Below are 14275 nucleotides of genomic sequence, written 5' to 3' on the forward strand. Positions count from 1 at the left end.
CGACTGCATCGGCTCTGGGGGCATAGGTAGGTGCCGGTGAAGAAGTCGTACAGCGGCGCACCAGGCGGTGGTGACGTACGGCCCAGGTGAGTGGTGGGAATTTCCAGTCACTCTGTAGGGCCGCACACCTGGTGCGCCGCCGACGGTCATCGCACTGTCTATGGCTGGACGTGTGCGGTGACGGTCACCGCGGTGTCTGGCTGGACGGTGCGGTGACGGGCTGGGTGAGTTAGCCGAGCCCCCGCAGCCGGGGCGCCAGGTCACGTTCGAACAACTCGAGGAAGCGCTTCTGGTCGTGACCGGGAGCGTGGAACACCAGGTGGTTCAGCCCTGCGTCGATGTAGGGCTTGATCGCCTCGACCACTTCGTCCGGGTCGGCGCCCACGATCCACCGCTTCGCGACCTGCTCGATGGGGAGCGCATCCGCGGCGGCCTCCATCTCGATCGGGTCGGTGATGTCATGTTTCTGCTCGGGTGTCAGGGACAGCGGCGCCCAGAATCGGGTGTTCTCCAGTGCTTGTGCGGGATCAGTGTCGTAGGAAATTTTGATCTCGATCAGGCGATCGATGTCCTCGACCTTCCGTTCGCCTTTCTGCGCGCCCTCGGTGACGGCTGGCATCAGTTTGTCGTTGTAGAGCTCCATGCCTTTACCGGAGGTGCAGATGAATCCGTCACCCGCACGGCCGGCGTAGCGGGCGACGACCGGACCGCCTGCTGCGATGTACACCGGAATGCCTTCTACGGGTACGTCATAGATCGAGGCGCCGGTAGTGCGGTAGTACTGACCTTCGAAGTCGACCCGGCCGCCCTTCCACAGTTCGCGCATGAGTTGCACGGATTCGCGCAGGCGGGCAAAGCGTTCCTTGAAGTCGGGCCAATCGCCTTCGAACCCGGTCGCGATTTCGTTGAGCGCCTCACCGGTGCCGACCCCGAGCATCACCCGGCCGGGATAGAGCAGTCCCATCGTGGCGAATGCCTGCGCGATGACTGCGGGATTGTACCGGAATGTCGGTGTCAGAACCGAGGTGCCGAGCTGGATCCTTGTGGTCCGCTCACCGACGGCCGTCATCCACGCCAGGGAGAACGGGGCGTGGCCACCCTTGTGCCGCCACGGCTGGAAGTGGTCGCTCACCATGGCGCTGTCGAGTCCATGACTTTCGGCGAGCACTGAGAGTTCAACCAGTTCACGCGGGCCGAATTGTTCCGCCGACGCCTTGTACCCGAGCTTGAGTTCTGCGGTCATGTGCGTTTCCTGCTTTTCTGTGTGTACGGAGTGGGTCGTCAGCCGTGGAAGTCCACCGCGGAGTACTCACGGAGTTTGTTCAGACTGTGTTGTCCGTCGATCATCCGGACCGTGCCGGACTTGGATCGCATGACGATCGACTGGGTGGACGCTCCGCCGGCGGCGTATCGGACCCCGCGGAGGAGGTCACCGTCGGTGACGCCCGTCGCGCAGAAGAACACGTTGTCTCCGGAAACGAGATCTTCGGTATGAAGCACCCGGTCGAGGTCGTGGCCCGCGTCGATCGCTCGCCGGCGTTCGGCCTCGTTGGTGGGGGCGAGCCGTCCCTGGATCGCGCCTCCCATGCATCGCAGGGCCGCTGCTGCGATCACGCCCTCGGGGGTGCCGCCGATCCCCAGCAGCATGTCTGGTGCCGAACGTGGATCCGCGGCCGCGATGGCGCCGGCGACATCTCCGTCCGCCAGCAGTTGGACCCTGGCTCCGGCGTCTCGCACGGTATTGATGAGGTCGCCGTGGCGGAGCCGGTCGAGTACGGCCACTGTTACGTCCGAGACCGACGACTTCTTCGCTCGTGCCACCCGTCGGATGTTCTCGTGGACCGGCGCGGTGATGTCGATGACGTCGGCGGCATCGGGACCGACCGCGATCTTCTCCATGTAGAACACCGCAGACGGATCGAACATCGTTCCGCGCTCGGACACCGCGAGCACGGCGATGGCATTGGACATTCCCTTGGACATCATCGTCGTGCCGTCCACCGGGTCGACCGCGACATCGCACTCGGGACCGTCGCCGGTTCCGACGCACTCACCGTTGTAGAGCATGGGGGCGTTGTCTTTCTCTCCCTCGCCGATCACGACGACTCCGCGCATGGTCACGGAATTGATGAGCTGCCGGATTGCGTCGACTGCGGCGCCGTCGCCGCCGATCTTGTCGCCCCGTCCCACCCAGCGTCCGGCTGCCATCGCGGCTGCTTCCGTTACGCGGACCAGTTCGAGGGCGAGATTGCGGTCCGGCTTCTCCCGGCGGCTCACGGTCATCGGGCCGCTGCCTTCACCTGATCGTGTGCAGCGTCGGCGCTGCTCGTGGAGTGTCCACCGAACTGATTCCGCAGGGCGGAGACTGCCTTCATCGACGGTGAGGTTTCCTGCCTGCTGGCGAACCGGGCGAAAAGTGCAGCCGAGATGACCGGTACCGGAACGGCATTGCGGATGGCCTCTTCGACGGTCCACCGGCCTTCTCCGGAGTCTTGGGTCCAGCCGGAGATCCCGGACAGCTCGGGATCGTTTTTGAGGGCGCGCACGAGGAGGTCGAGGAGCCACGATCGCACCACGGTGCCACGGCTCCAGGCCTCGATCACTGCCGGGACGTTCTCGACGAGTTCCGTGGCCTCGAGCAGCTCGAAGCCCTCCGCGTACGCCTGCATCAGGCCGTACTCGATTCCGTTGTGCACCATCTTTGAATAATGGCCTGCTCCAATGGGTCCCGCGTGTACGAATCCTTCGCTACGCGGGCCTTCCGGGCGGAGGGCGTCGAAGAACGGCATCGCCCTGTCGACGTGTTCCTCGGATCCGCCCACCATCAACGCGTAGCCGTTCTCGAGACCCCAGATTCCACCGGACACACCGCAGTCGATGTACCCGATCCCTCGCGCGTCGAGCGCCTTCGCGTGGTGGATGTCCTCGCTGAAGCGGGAGTTGCCTCCTTCGATGACGAGGTCGCCCGGAGAAAGCGCCTGTGACAGGTGCGTGATCGTCTCCTGCGTCGGCGCACCCGCCGGAACCATCACCCAGACGATGCGCGGTGAGGGGAGTGCTTCGACGAGCGCGTCGATGGACGAGACGTCGGAGCTGTTGACGTGCGGGTCGTAGCCGAGGACTTCGGTGCCCGAACGGCGGAGCCGTTCGCGCATGTTGAAGCCCATCTTTCCCAGCCCGATAAGCCCGATCTGCATAGCGTGGAGCCTTTCCGAATCGACAGAGCACAACCGGTGGGGGAGGCCGAGCCCCGTGGGCACGCGTGCTCGACCCCCCGTGGGTGTGTCAGTTCTGGGTGTCCCCGAAGATGGCCTTCACCTCGAGGAAGTCCTCCAAACCGAACTTGCCGAATTCACGGCCATTGCCGGACTGCTTGTATCCACCGAACGGTGCATTGGCGGCCAGCGGGGCACCGTTGAGGTGCACCATTCCGGTCCGCATCCGCCGAGCGACCTTCCGAGCACGTTCGGGGTTTCCGGAAGACACCATGCCGGCGAGCCCGTATTGCGTGTCGTTGGCGATGCGCACCGCGTCGTCGTCGTCTTCGTAGCCGATGAACATCATCACCGGCCCGAAGATCTCCTCCTGCGCGATCGTCATGTCATTGGTGACGTCGGCGAAGACGGTGGGCTTGACGAAGTAACCCTCCTGCAGCCCGTCCGGGCGGCCGGTGCCACCGACAACGAGCGTGCCGCCCTCGTCGATGCCCTTCTGGATGAGTCCCTGGATCTTGTCGAACTGTGCCTGCGACACCACGGGACCGACGGTCGTGCCCTCCGCATCCGGAGCTCCGACGACGATGGTGGCCGCGGCCTTCTTTGCGATCTCCACAGCCTCGTCCATGCGATCCGCGGGGATGAGGATGCGGGATCCGGCGTTGCAGGACTGGCCCGAGTTGACCACCATTCCGGTGACGTCGCGGGTGATGACGTCTTCGAAGTCGGCGTCGTCGAGCACGATGTTCGCCGACTTGCCGCCGAGTTCCTGGGCGACGCGCTTGACCGTCGGTGCCGCGTTCTTGGCGACCTCGACGCCGGCCCGAGTCGACCCCGTGAACGAGACCATGTCGACTTCGGGGTGCGCGGACAGTGCCTTTCCCACGGTCAGGCCGTCACCATTGACGAGGTTGAAGACGCCTGCGGGAACCCCGGCTTCGTCCAGGATCTCGGCGAAGATGATTGCGTTCAGGGGCGCGATCTCCGACGGTTTGAGCACCATCGTGCATCCGGCGGCGAGGGCGGGTGCCACCTTCGCGACGATCTGGTTGAGCGGCCAGTTCCATGGGGTGATGAAGGCGCAGACGCCGACCGGCTCGCGCACCACGGTCGTAGTGTCGATCTTTTCCTCGAACGTGAAGTTCTCGAGGGCGTCGAGCGTCGCCATGAAGTGCCCGAGGCCTGCCGGTGCCTGAGCGGCCTCCGCGAGGCCGGTGGGCGCTCCCATCTCGCTGGTGACGGCGGCCGCGAGGTCCTTCATACGCCGCTTGTATACCTCGATGATTCTCTCCAGCAATGCGATACGCTCGGCCGGGGTGGTCGAGGCGAAACTGTCGAACGCCGTGCGTGCGGCGGTGACTGCGAGGTCAACGTCCTGTTCGTTGCCCATCGCGATCGTGGCGATCGGCTTTTCCGTCGCCGGGTTGATCACCTCGAGCGTCTTCGAGCCGATCGGGTCTACCCAGGTGCCGCCGATGTAGAACTTCTGAGTGTGGTCCATTATTTTCCTCCGTCGAAGCGTTGGTGGTTCTGAAAAGTGCTGGGGCCAAGCGATTGATCTCGAAGATGTGCGATCGCCCCCGTCAGTTCGGCGATCTGAGATAGACCGTTTTGGTGGTGGTGAAGAACGTGCGGGCAGCCTTTCCCTGCTCACGATTCATGCTGCTCGAGGCCTTGACTCCGCCGAACGGGACGTGCGGCTCCACACTCGCCGTCTCCCGATTGACATGCACCAGGCCGGAATTGATCCGGCGCACGAACTGCATGGCTTTGGAGATGTTCGATGTGAACAGCGAGGCCGACAGGCCGAACACCGTGTCGTTCGCCGCGGCCAGCGCTTCGTCGAAATCCTCGACCTCGGTCAGGACGAGCACCGGGCCGAAGATTTCCTCCCGCACGAGTCGGCTGGACGGGGACACACCGGTCAGCACCGTCGGTTCGAGGAAGCAGCCCTCATCGTCTGCCTTGCCACCGAGAAGGATGTCCGCACCCTCCTCGTGCGCGAGCCGAAGGTACTCGACCACGGTGTCGCGTTGCTCCGGTGAGGACATTGGCCCGATGTCGGTGGCCTCGTCGTACGGGTTGCCCACCACCAGTCGGTTGACCTGGGCGAGCAGCAGTTCGCGAAATTCCGTGGCCACCTGGCGCTGAACATACACGCGGCTGGTGGCCGTGCACCGCTGTCCGGCGGCCAGCATGGCTCCGCGAACCACCTGCACGGCCGCGTCCTCGAGGTCGGCGTCCGCCAGCACGATGGCGGGGTTCTTGCCGCCGAGTTCGAGTTGCACCTTGACGTTGCGGTCTGCGACCGCCTCACGGAGGCGGACACCGACACCGTTGGATCCGGTGAAGGTCAACGCCGCCAAGCGGTGGTCCCCGGTCAACGAACCGGACAGGGAACGGCCTTTGCCGGTGACCAGATTGAGCACACCGGTCGGCAGACCCGCCTCGGCGAAAATTTCGGTGAGCAACACCGCGCTGCCGGAGGCCACTTCGGCCGGCTTCCACACCACGGAGTTGCCGAATGCGACTGCGGGAGCGATTTTCCACGTCGGAATCGCGAACGGAAAGTTCCACGGCGTGATGGCGCAGACGATCCCGAGGGGTTGCTCGACGGTGAGCAGAACGGTCTCGGGGTCTGCGCTCGGGTAGGTCTCGCCCGAGGGCTGCAGCAGATCGCCGGCGTAGTAGCGCAGGATCGCAGCGCTGCGCAGCACCTCGCCGCGGGCGTCGCGGATGGCCTTGCCCATGTCGGCGGTGAGCCGGCGAGCGGCCGTCTCGACTCTAGCCTCGAGCAGGTCGGCTGCTCGGCGCAGGACGTCGGCGCGTTGGACGGCAGATGTGGCCGCCCATCTCGGCTGGGCCTTCTCGGCCGCGTCGTAGGCGCGGTGGACGTGAGCGGGAGTCGCCGACGCGAAGGAGCCCGACAGGCGATCTGTCTCGTACGGCTCGAATCGTTTAAATGTCTGTTCCGAGGTGCACCACTCGCCATCGATGAAGAGTGTCGCGGCCTCGTCGAGGAGCGTTGCAGACGCAGCGGTGTTGGACATGGTCACCTGACCTGGGGCATTGAAGGAGTCGAACGTGGGATTTCGGTTCTTTCACCTGCAGTGATGGAGCGCGACGGCATCGGAGTATGTGTGTCGCGTCCGGGAATCCCGCCGGGGTGTCCGAGCCGGAGCGTCATCGCGGCGATCAGGCCGGCCGAGGCGCTCGGGGAATCGTGGGTCATGAGGTTGTCAGGGGCATACGGCATGTGATGGGATGACCTCCCGAGTAGAAACGTTTACATGACAATAAGTGCCCATGCCGGAACGGTCAAGGAGACTTCGAATGAGAAACGATCGAGGGCGCACTGTTCGCCCCCACGAGTACCTCGACACCGACGAAGGGCCGGCGTGGGAGGAGCACAACCCCGCGGAATCCCCGGCCGCGTCCGGCCCGCTCCAGCGGCTGTCCGCCGCCGGCGTTGCCGTGTGGCTCGACGATCTGTCTCGTCACCGTCTGGCGTCGGGGAGCCTGGACGCACTCGTGCGGAACCGGTCCGTTTCCGGCGTGACCACCAACCCGTCGATCTTCGAGAACGCCCTGCGGTCGGGTGAGGCCGCCTACGGTGAGCAGATCGTCGACCTGGCGGTCGCGGGGGCGAATGCCGCCGAGGCCGTACGAGCGTTGACCACCACCGACGTTCGCTGGGCCTGCGAGATTCTGCAGGAGACATACGAACGATCCGGCGGTGCCGACGGATATGTCTCGATCGAGGTGGACCCCTACCTGTCGCGCAACGTGCCGGGCACCGTCGCCGAGGCCCGCGACCTCTTTCGATCGATCGGCCGCCGCAACGTCCTGATCAAGATTCCGGCGACGGCCGAGTGCCTTCCCGCCATCACACAGACGCTCGCGGCCGGCATCGGCGTCAACGTGACGCTGATCTTCTCTCTCGAACGTTACGAAGGCGTCCAGGACGCGTTCATGGCCGGTCTCGAGCAGGCCCGCGCGAACGGCCACGACCTGTCCCACATCCAGTCGGTGGCATCATTTTTCATCTCCCGCGTAGACACTGAAGTAGACCGCCGCCTCGGCGAGGACACTCGCGACTACCTGCGCGGGGCAGCAGCGATAGCAAACGCCAGGCTCGCCTACGAGAAGTTCGAGACGATGCTGCGCACTCCTCGATGGCGCGCGCTCGAGGCCGACGGCGCCCACCCGCAGCGCCTCCTGTGGGCATCCACCGGTGTCAAGAACCCCGCGTACTTCGACACCCGGTACGTCACCGAGTTGATCGCCGCCCGAACAGTGAACACGATGCCGGAGGAGACGCTGCACGCGGTGGCCGAGCACGGGGTCGTGGACGGCGACAGCATCTCCGGAGCATACGACACCTCACGCACGGTCCTCGACAAGCTCACGCTCGCCGGAGTCGATTACGACGACGTCGTCCGTGCACTCGAAGCGGAGGGACTGCAGAAGTTCGAGGTCGCCTGGAACGAACTCACCTCGACCGTCGCGTTGCTTCTCGACGACGCCCGCGCGCAGATCGACCGGTCCCGTAACACAGCACAGAAACCACCGCCGTTCCCTGTCACGGCGGTCCAGGCTCGAGAAGTGTGAGGCGATGATGGAATTCCTTCAGACCCCGGTCGATCAGCGGCCGCAGTGGGCCGCGCTCGAGAAACAACGAGCACGCCTCAACGGAGTATCGCTTCGCCGACTCTTCACCGAAAATCCCGGTCGCGCTGCCGAGTTCACCCTCTGTGTCGACGGACTGCTACTCGATTACTCGAAGAACCTCGTCGACGACGAGGTGATCGGCGCGTTGGTCGACCTCGCCTACGCCGCCGGGGTGGACCGGCGGATCGAGGCGATGTTCGCGGGGAAACGAATCAATACGACCGAAGATCGCGCCGTGGCACACGTGGCATTGCGCTCCGCACGCGGTGAGCGAATGGTGATCGACGGAGGTGACGTCGTCCCGGGGGTGCACCAGGTACTCGACGACATGGCGGCCTTCGCGACCCGGATCCGGTCGGGAGCGTGGCTGGGATACACGGGTAAGGCCATCAAGAACGTGGTGAACATCGGGATCGGCGGGTCGGATCTCGGCCCCGTGATGGCCGCCGAGGCGTTGTCGGCCTACTCGGATCCAGGACTGAACGTCCGTTTCGTCTCCAATGTCGACGGCTCGGACATCGTGTCGGCGGTCCAGGATCTCGACCAGAGCGAAACCCTGTACGTCGTCGTGTCCAAGACGTTCACCACTGTCGAGACACTGACCAATGCGCGCACCGCGCGCCGGCTCCTGGTGGACGCGCTCGGCAACGAGGATGCGGTCCGCAGGCACTTCGTCGCCGTCTCCACCAACGCGGAACAGGTGCGTCGCTTCGGGATCGATACCGAGAACATGTTCGGCTTCTGGGACTGGGTCGGCGGTAGGTACTCCGTCGAGTCGGCGGTCGGACTGTCGTTGATGATCGCGATCGGGCCGGAGAACTTCGCCTTGATGACCGACGGCTTCCGTGCGATGGACACTCATTTCCGCGAGGCGCCGTTCGCCCGCAACATGCCGGTGCTCCTCGCACTGATCGGACTCTGGTACAACAATTTTCACGACGCTCAGACTCATGCCGTCCTGCCGTACAGCAAGTACCTCGCACGCTTTCCGGCGTACTTGCAGCAGCTCGACATGGAGAGCAACGGCAAATCGGTGGACACCGAGGGACGGCCGGTCCGGGTCCGTACCGGCCCGGTCGTGTGGGGCGAACCCGGCACGAACGGCCAGCATGCCTTTTATCAGCTGCTGCACCAGGGCACCCATCTCGTCCCCTGCGACTTCATCGGCTTTCTTCGTCCCGTCGACGGTCCTGACGAACACCACGATCTATTGATGGCGAACTTCTTCGCTCAGACCGAGGCGCTCGCCTTCGGTCGCAGCGCGGAGGAAGTGGCGGCTGGCGGGGTGCGGGCCGACCTCGTCGCGCACCGAAGTTTCGCGGGGAACAGACCGACGAACACGCTGCTGGCGGGCAGGCTGGACCCGTTCGTGCTCGGTCAGCTGGTGGCTCTGTACGAGCACAAGGTGTTCACCCAGGGGGTTCTGTGGGGGATCAACTCGTTCGATCAATGGGGTGTGGAGCTGGGCAAAGTACTCGCCCACCGCATCGTCGACGAGCTCTCTCAGGACGAGCCGCCCACGCTCGGTCACGATGAATCGACCAACTCCCTGGTCTCGCTGTACCGGAAGGCCGCGGCCCGGCGAGTGTAGTCACGGACCGGTGGAGACCGAAAGGTTGCCGCCGTGCGCCGAGGGAACAGGGCTGTCCACGGTGCGGTATGTGCAGGTCCCGGGCCTGACGATGGCGTCCGCGACAGGCACGCGAGAATCCTCCAGAACACTTGACGCTCCATAACCGCTCTTGTAGATTAGAAACGAATCCAGTCGGCATTGCAACAGGTAAAATGCCAGATTAGATCTCCAAAGTGGAAACGTTTCACACCGGCGAGCAATCCCGGTGGTCGTCGCGGGAATCACCCGAAGATCCAGCACGAGCCAACCGCGCTCAGTCTGCCCGGCCACCATTGTGGATGCCGTCGGAAACCGACTCGAAATGAAGGGAAGACCCGGATGGCCGACTTCGATCCGTCAGCGCCGAACGCGCGACGTTACCCGCGGGTGATCACCGAAGACGAGATCAGCAGCATGCCGCGCCTACAGTTCAACACCGGCATCGACACCGCGATCTTCCTGTCACGGGAGCGCGACGACGCACGCTACTTCCGCCAGGGCTACTGCTACCAGGAGCCCGACCACGCCCCCTACAACTGGGAGCAGCCGAACTTCGACGAGACGCACTACTGCCTCGAGGGGCACATCAAGCTGCGGGTCAAGGATGCGAACGACCGAGAGGTCGTGCTCGAAGCCGGTCCGGGAGAGCACATCTACCTGCCGGCCGGATACACCTACACCCTCGAGAACACCGGTGTGCGGACCGTCTTCTTCTGGACCAGCGGACCGTCTCCCCGCGTGGGACTCGTCGAGGTGCCGGATTACCACAAGACCCTCCAAGAACTGAGGAAGTGAGAGAGCAATGGCCGTGACCGCAAGCCAGACCGCCCCGCTGCGGGGCGACAAGAGGTGGGGTTACCTCGACAGGGCCAAGAGCATCCGTGTGGCGAGCGTGAATGCCGACGGGAGCATCTACCTGACTCCCCTGTGGTTCGTCGTCGACGAGAAGCGGATCTTCCTCCCGATCGACGCCGGTAGCCGCCACGGTGCGAACTCGCAGGCGGGCCGGAAGATTGCCGCGCTGGTCGATTCGGGCGACGAGTACGCCACCGTCAGCGGTGTACGCATCCTGGGAACGCTGGTCGAAGCCACCGACGAGGTTCTCGTGAAGAAGCTCCAGGACAAGGTGTTCGAGAAGTACTTCGGCACGGGTCACCCCTACGCCGAGCAGTACTTCGAGTTCGGTGAATTCGCCGACCGCCGCTACCTGGAATTGGTGCCGGACAAGATGATCGGCTGGGATTCACGCGAGACGACGATGCCGCAGGTTCCGGAAGCTCGCGTGCTGCCGGACTTTGTAGGAGACCGGCCGCTCCCCAAGAGCTGACCGATCCTTTCATCGCCGCAGATCACGGCGGACCGGCATCGCCTCGTTCACTGACGGGGACGCCGGTCCGCCGCTTCCGACAACGACGACCGCGGGCGACGGCTCGAGTTGCACACACACATTCTTTGAAATTTGGAGTAGGTATGACTTCGACTAAGGACGGCGCCACCCGGGTGCTTGTGGTCGGCGAATCGTGGATCAAGCACACGGTGCACATCAAGGGCTTCGACGAGTTCCGCACAGTCGAGTACGAGGAAGGCGGCGGCGTCTTCCTGGACTCGCTGGAGGCTTCCGGGCTCGACGTGACGTACATGCGCGCCCACGAGATCTCGGGGCGGTTCCCGAAGACGCTGGAACAGTTGCAGCAGTTCGACGTCGTGGTCCTCAGCGACATCGGAGCGAACTCCTTCCTGCTGGCCGACGAGACGTTCCTGCGATCCGAACGCAGCGTCAACCGCTTGTCGCTGCTCGCGGACTTCACCGAAGCCGGCGGAGGCCTGATCATGGTGGGCGGCTACATGTCGTTCACCGGGATCGACGGCAAGGCCCGCTACGGGATGAGCCCGCTGGCACCGGTGCTTCCGGTCACTATGCTCGACTACGACGACCGCATCGAAGTCCCCGAAGGCCTCGACGCCACGTTCGACGCGCCGAATCACGAGATCCTCGGCGGGACCCCCGCGGAATGGCCGATGCTTCTCGGCTACAACCGGGTCATCGCCAAGTCCGACGCGACGGTTGTCGCGCGCTTCGGCGAAGACCCGCTGCTGGTCGTCGGTACCGCCGGCGTCGGCCGCACGGTGGCCTTCGCGTCCGATCTGGCCCCACATTGGGCGCCGCCGGAATTCGTGCAGTGGCAGCACTATCAGGCGCTGTGGACTTCGATCGTGAACTGGGCTGCGGGCGTCGACACGAGCCTTCCGTCGCCGGTGCACGCAGTTGCTGCGGTAGATTGAGAATTTTATGAGCAATGGTCAGCCCCCGACGATGAAAGACGTGGCCCGGCACGCGGGCGTGTCCGTGAGCACGGTCAGCTACGTCTTGAACGACAGCGGACCGGTTGCGCCCGCACGTCGAGCCCGTGTGCTCGACGCTGTGCGGGTCCTCAACTACGCACCCAACGAGGCTGCGCGGGGGTTGAAGAGACGTTCGGCGCCCACGATCGGACTCGTGGTCCCCGAACTGTCGAACCAGTTCTTCGCGCTCCTCGTGGAAGGCGTCGAACAGGCCGCAGCTGCTCGTGGAGTGCTCGTCGTGTTGTGTGCCCCTGAAGCCACCGACGGAGGAGAGTCGCTCAACGGGCGTCTACTCCGAAGTCAGAGGCTGAACGGGATCATCTATCTGTCGGGGGCGTCGACGTCACCGACGTCGCTTCTCGAACTCACGCGGCTCGGTCCGATCGTTCTGGTGGACGAGCAGGTCCCCGGATTCGACCTGCCGGCGATCGTGTCGGACAACCGCCGCGGCGCCCGGGAAGTCGCTCAACATGTACTCGGAGCAGGCCATCGCAAGATCGCCGTCATCGGCGGTCCCGAGGGTCTGTGGACGGCCCAACAGCGACTCGCCGGTTATCGGGAAGCGTTGGCAGCCGCCGGAATCGAACCCGATACCGTTCCGGTCTTCGGTGGAAGCTACCGGCAGGAGTCGGGTACGGAACTCGCGGCGAAGGCATTGGCCGGGCCGCCGTCGGAGCGCCCGACAGCGTTGTTGTGCGCGAACGACCTGATGGCCATCGGCGTGCTCGAGTACTGCCGATCCGAGGGCATCCGAGTGCCCGAAGAACTCAGCGTCGTCGGCTTCGACGACCTACCTCTGGTCTCGCTCCTCACGCCGAGATTGACCACAGTCCGCCAACCGGCTCGGGACATGGGCGAGCGAGCCGCGAACCTGCTGTTCGAACTCATCGACGACAAGGTTGACGTTCCCGCGCCCGAGCCGTTCCCGACCTTGCTACAGATAAGAGATTCCGTGGCCACACCCTTAGGTAGTTCATGAGTACGTCGCTGGACGCGGGCACCACCCGGGGGCGAGTGTTCGTCGTCGGAGCGATCAACGTCGACCTGGTCGTCGCCGCTGAGAGACTGCCCGGTCCGGGCGAGACCGTCGTGGGAACCCGCGTCGAACGGTACGGCGGCGGCAAAGGCGCCAACGCCGCGGTGGCGGCCGCGCGGGCAGGCGCGGAAGTGCATCTCGTCGGAGCGGTAGGCGCGGACGCCAACGGCACCGAAGCGCTGGACGAACTCACCGCCGAGGGCATCTGGGTGGACGGTGTCACCGTCCTCGAGCACGAAGCCACCGGGGTCGCGTTGATCGTCGTCGACCCGGGCGCCGAGAACCAGATCGCCGTCGGCGCGGGCGCCAATGCCGCACTGAGCGCCGAACACGTGACCCGGGCCCTCACCTCCGACCTGAGACCCTCGGATTCAGTGCTGGTCAGCACGGAAATACCCGACGCCGCGGTGGAGGCTGCGGTGGTAGCGGCCGCCTCGGCGGGTGCACGCTGTGTCCTGAATCCGGCCCCTCCCATCCCCGGGGTTGCCGCTCTCCTCGGGTACGGGCCGATCCTGACGCCCAATGCCGGTGAGTGTCTCGAACTCGCCAAGATGCTGGGTGACGAGCACACTCACGCCCGCAAGGCCGCCGCCGCGATCATGGCACGCACCAGAGCCCCGGTCGTCGTCACCCTGGGAGGTGACGGTGCCCTGGTACTCACGCCCGACGGGAACGTCGACCACGTTCGGCCACGGCCGACCGTGGCGCGCGATACCACCGGCGCAGGCGATACCTTCAATGGCGTTCTGATCACCCGGCTAGCGGCGGGAGACGACCTCGACGGCGCCGTCCGTGCCGCGAATGTTGCTGCCGCGCTGTCTGTTGTCCGCGTCGGGGCCCGCGCAGGGATGCCTCGCGCCACGGAGATCGAGGTCGGCAGTCGGGCGTAACCACCCCTCGAGGCCCCTGTGCGGCGATCATCAGCGCACCCGGAGGCTTCCCGAACCGGAGCATATGGAGCAACCATGACTATTGACGACCGTGCAACGTTGATCGACCAGTTCGTCTACGCCTGGAACATCAAGGACGTCGATGCACTGATGAACCTGATGACCGACAATTGCACCTTCCACTCTTCGGTCGGCCCTGATCCGGGAGTCCGGTTCGAAGGTCATGCCGATGTTCGTCGCGGATTCGAGATGTACCTTCGGCCAAGCGGTTCGGCGACTGAAACCGTGATGGAGAAGCCGCTTGTAAGTATGAATTTTGCTGTGACCCGGTGGACTACATTCCAGAGGCAAGGGGACGGCACCGTTCTGGAAACACTTGCGTGCGACGTGTTCGAGTTCGAAGGCGACCGTATCAGGCGTAAGGACACCTACCGCAAGATTTCCACTCCCGTTGCTGCTTCCTAGAAGTAACAACGCAGAGGAATAACTGAATGTTGTGGGGTGGGGT

General features: G+C 64.7%; 13 protein-coding genes. 8 read left to right on the forward strand and 5 right to left on the reverse strand.

Going from position 1 to position 14275, the window contains the following annotated elements:
• Positions 1-229 precede the first annotated feature (229 nt).
• The 5 genes from fgd to OYT95_RS40070 all read right to left on the reverse strand — a co-directional run bounded on the left by fgd (position 230) and on the right by OYT95_RS40070 (position 6265).
• The gene (gene fgd, locus OYT95_RS40050; protein ID WP_128642700.1) at positions 230-1243 is read right to left on the reverse strand and encodes a glucose-6-phosphate dehydrogenase (coenzyme-F420); all 1014 of its coding nucleotides are present in this window, start codon (positions 1241-1243) and stop codon (positions 230-232) included.
• A 38-nt stretch (positions 1244-1281) separates the two neighbouring features.
• On the reverse strand, positions 1282-2283 hold the full coding sequence (gene glpX, locus OYT95_RS40055) for a class II fructose-bisphosphatase (RefSeq protein WP_128642699.1): 1002 nt from the start codon (positions 2281-2283) through the stop codon (positions 1282-1284).
• Complete coding sequence (gene gnd, locus OYT95_RS40060; RefSeq protein ID WP_268748139.1) at positions 2280-3230, reverse strand: phosphogluconate dehydrogenase (NAD(+)-dependent, decarboxylating); 951 nt, start codon at positions 3228-3230, stop codon at positions 2280-2282. The genes glpX and gnd overlap by 4 nt, the downstream gene beginning before the upstream one ends.
• 55 nt (positions 3231-3285) lie before the next feature.
• A complete protein-coding gene (locus OYT95_RS40065; RefSeq protein WP_268793090.1) occupies positions 3286-4716 on the reverse strand; it encodes an aldehyde dehydrogenase family protein in 1431 nt (476 codons plus the stop codon).
• 82 nt (positions 4717-4798) lie between these two features.
• Positions 4799-6265 (reverse strand): aldehyde dehydrogenase family protein, encoded by a 1467-nt coding sequence (locus OYT95_RS40070; RefSeq protein WP_268793091.1) that lies wholly within the window; start codon positions 6263-6265, stop codon positions 4799-4801.
• 283 nt (positions 6266-6548) lie between these two features.
• Here OYT95_RS40070 and tal point away from each other — a divergent pair, with 283 nt between their 5' ends.
• The 8 genes from tal (at position 6549) to OYT95_RS40110 (ending at position 14232) form a co-directional block, all read left to right on the forward strand.
• Positions 6549-7826 carry a transaldolase gene (gene tal / locus OYT95_RS40075; protein WP_128642695.1) on the forward strand — a complete coding sequence of 426 codons (1278 nt, stop codon included), beginning with the start codon at positions 6549-6551 and terminating at the stop codon, positions 7824-7826.
• Between the two features lie 4 nt (positions 7827-7830).
• The gene (gene pgi / locus OYT95_RS40080; RefSeq protein WP_128642694.1) at positions 7831-9477 is read left to right on the forward strand and encodes a glucose-6-phosphate isomerase; all 1647 of its coding nucleotides are present in this window, start codon (positions 7831-7833) and stop codon (positions 9475-9477) included.
• 360 nt (positions 9478-9837) lie between these two features.
• A complete protein-coding gene (locus OYT95_RS40085) occupies positions 9838-10293 on the forward strand; it encodes a hypothetical protein (protein ID WP_009479929.1) in 456 nt (151 codons plus the stop codon).
• Positions 10294-10300: 7 nt separating this feature from the next.
• Positions 10301-10825: a pyridoxamine 5'-phosphate oxidase family protein gene (locus tag OYT95_RS40090; protein WP_005561315.1), complete on the forward strand. Its 525-nt coding sequence runs from the start codon at positions 10301-10303 to the stop codon at positions 10823-10825.
• A gap of 143 nt (positions 10826-10968) precedes the next feature.
• Complete coding sequence (locus OYT95_RS40095) at positions 10969-11781, forward strand: glutamine amidotransferase (protein ID WP_128642693.1); 813 nt, start codon at positions 10969-10971, stop codon at positions 11779-11781.
• 7 nt (positions 11782-11788) lie between these two features.
• Complete coding sequence (locus OYT95_RS40100) at positions 11789-12820, forward strand: LacI family DNA-binding transcriptional regulator (RefSeq protein ID WP_268793092.1); 1032 nt, start codon at positions 11789-11791, stop codon at positions 12818-12820.
• Complete coding sequence (locus OYT95_RS40105; RefSeq protein ID WP_268793093.1) at positions 12817-13767, forward strand: PfkB family carbohydrate kinase; 951 nt, start codon at positions 12817-12819, stop codon at positions 13765-13767. The genes OYT95_RS40100 and OYT95_RS40105 overlap by 4 nt, the downstream gene beginning before the upstream one ends.
• A gap of 75 nt (positions 13768-13842) precedes the next feature.
• Positions 13843-14232, forward strand: coding sequence for a nuclear transport factor 2 family protein (locus tag OYT95_RS40110; protein WP_268793094.1), 390 nt, complete (start codon positions 13843-13845; stop codon positions 14230-14232).
• Positions 14233-14275: the final 43 nt, after the last annotated feature.

Origin of the sequence: Rhodococcus sp. JS3073 (assembly GCF_026810085.1) — a bacterium.
Lineage (GTDB): Bacteria > Actinomycetota > Actinomycetes > Mycobacteriales > Mycobacteriaceae > Rhodococcus_F > Rhodococcus_F wratislaviensis.

Bases quoted from the DNA above. Each gene is read 5' to 3' on its own strand.
- fgd (WP_128642700.1), bottom strand. From the start codon at position 1,243: ATGACCGCAGAACTCAAGCTCGGGTACAAGGCGTCGGCGGAACAATTC.
- glpX (WP_128642699.1), bottom strand. From the start codon at position 2,283: ATGACCGTGAGCCGCCGGGAGAAGCCGGACCGCAATCTCGCCCTCGAA.
- OYT95_RS40065 (WP_268793090.1), bottom strand. From the start codon at position 4,716: ATGGACCACACTCAGAAGTTCTACATCGGCGGCACCTGGGTAGACCCG.
- OYT95_RS40070 (WP_268793091.1), bottom strand. From the start codon at position 6,265: ATGTCCAACACCGCTGCGTCTGCAACGCTCCTCGACGAGGCCGCGACA.
- tal (WP_128642695.1), top strand. From the start codon at position 6,549: ATGAGAAACGATCGAGGGCGCACTGTTCGCCCCCACGAGTACCTCGAC.
- pgi (WP_128642694.1), top strand. From the start codon at position 7,831: ATGATGGAATTCCTTCAGACCCCGGTCGATCAGCGGCCGCAGTGGGCC.
- OYT95_RS40085 (WP_009479929.1), top strand. From the start codon at position 9,838: ATGGCCGACTTCGATCCGTCAGCGCCGAACGCGCGACGTTACCCGCGG.
- OYT95_RS40090 (WP_005561315.1), top strand. From the start codon at position 10,301: ATGGCCGTGACCGCAAGCCAGACCGCCCCGCTGCGGGGCGACAAGAGG.
- OYT95_RS40095 (WP_128642693.1), top strand. From the start codon at position 10,969: ATGACTTCGACTAAGGACGGCGCCACCCGGGTGCTTGTGGTCGGCGAA.
- OYT95_RS40100 (WP_268793092.1), top strand. From the start codon at position 11,789: ATGAGCAATGGTCAGCCCCCGACGATGAAAGACGTGGCCCGGCACGCG.
- OYT95_RS40105 (WP_268793093.1), top strand. From the start codon at position 12,817: ATGAGTACGTCGCTGGACGCGGGCACCACCCGGGGGCGAGTGTTCGTC.
- OYT95_RS40110 (WP_268793094.1), top strand. From the start codon at position 13,843: ATGACTATTGACGACCGTGCAACGTTGATCGACCAGTTCGTCTACGCC.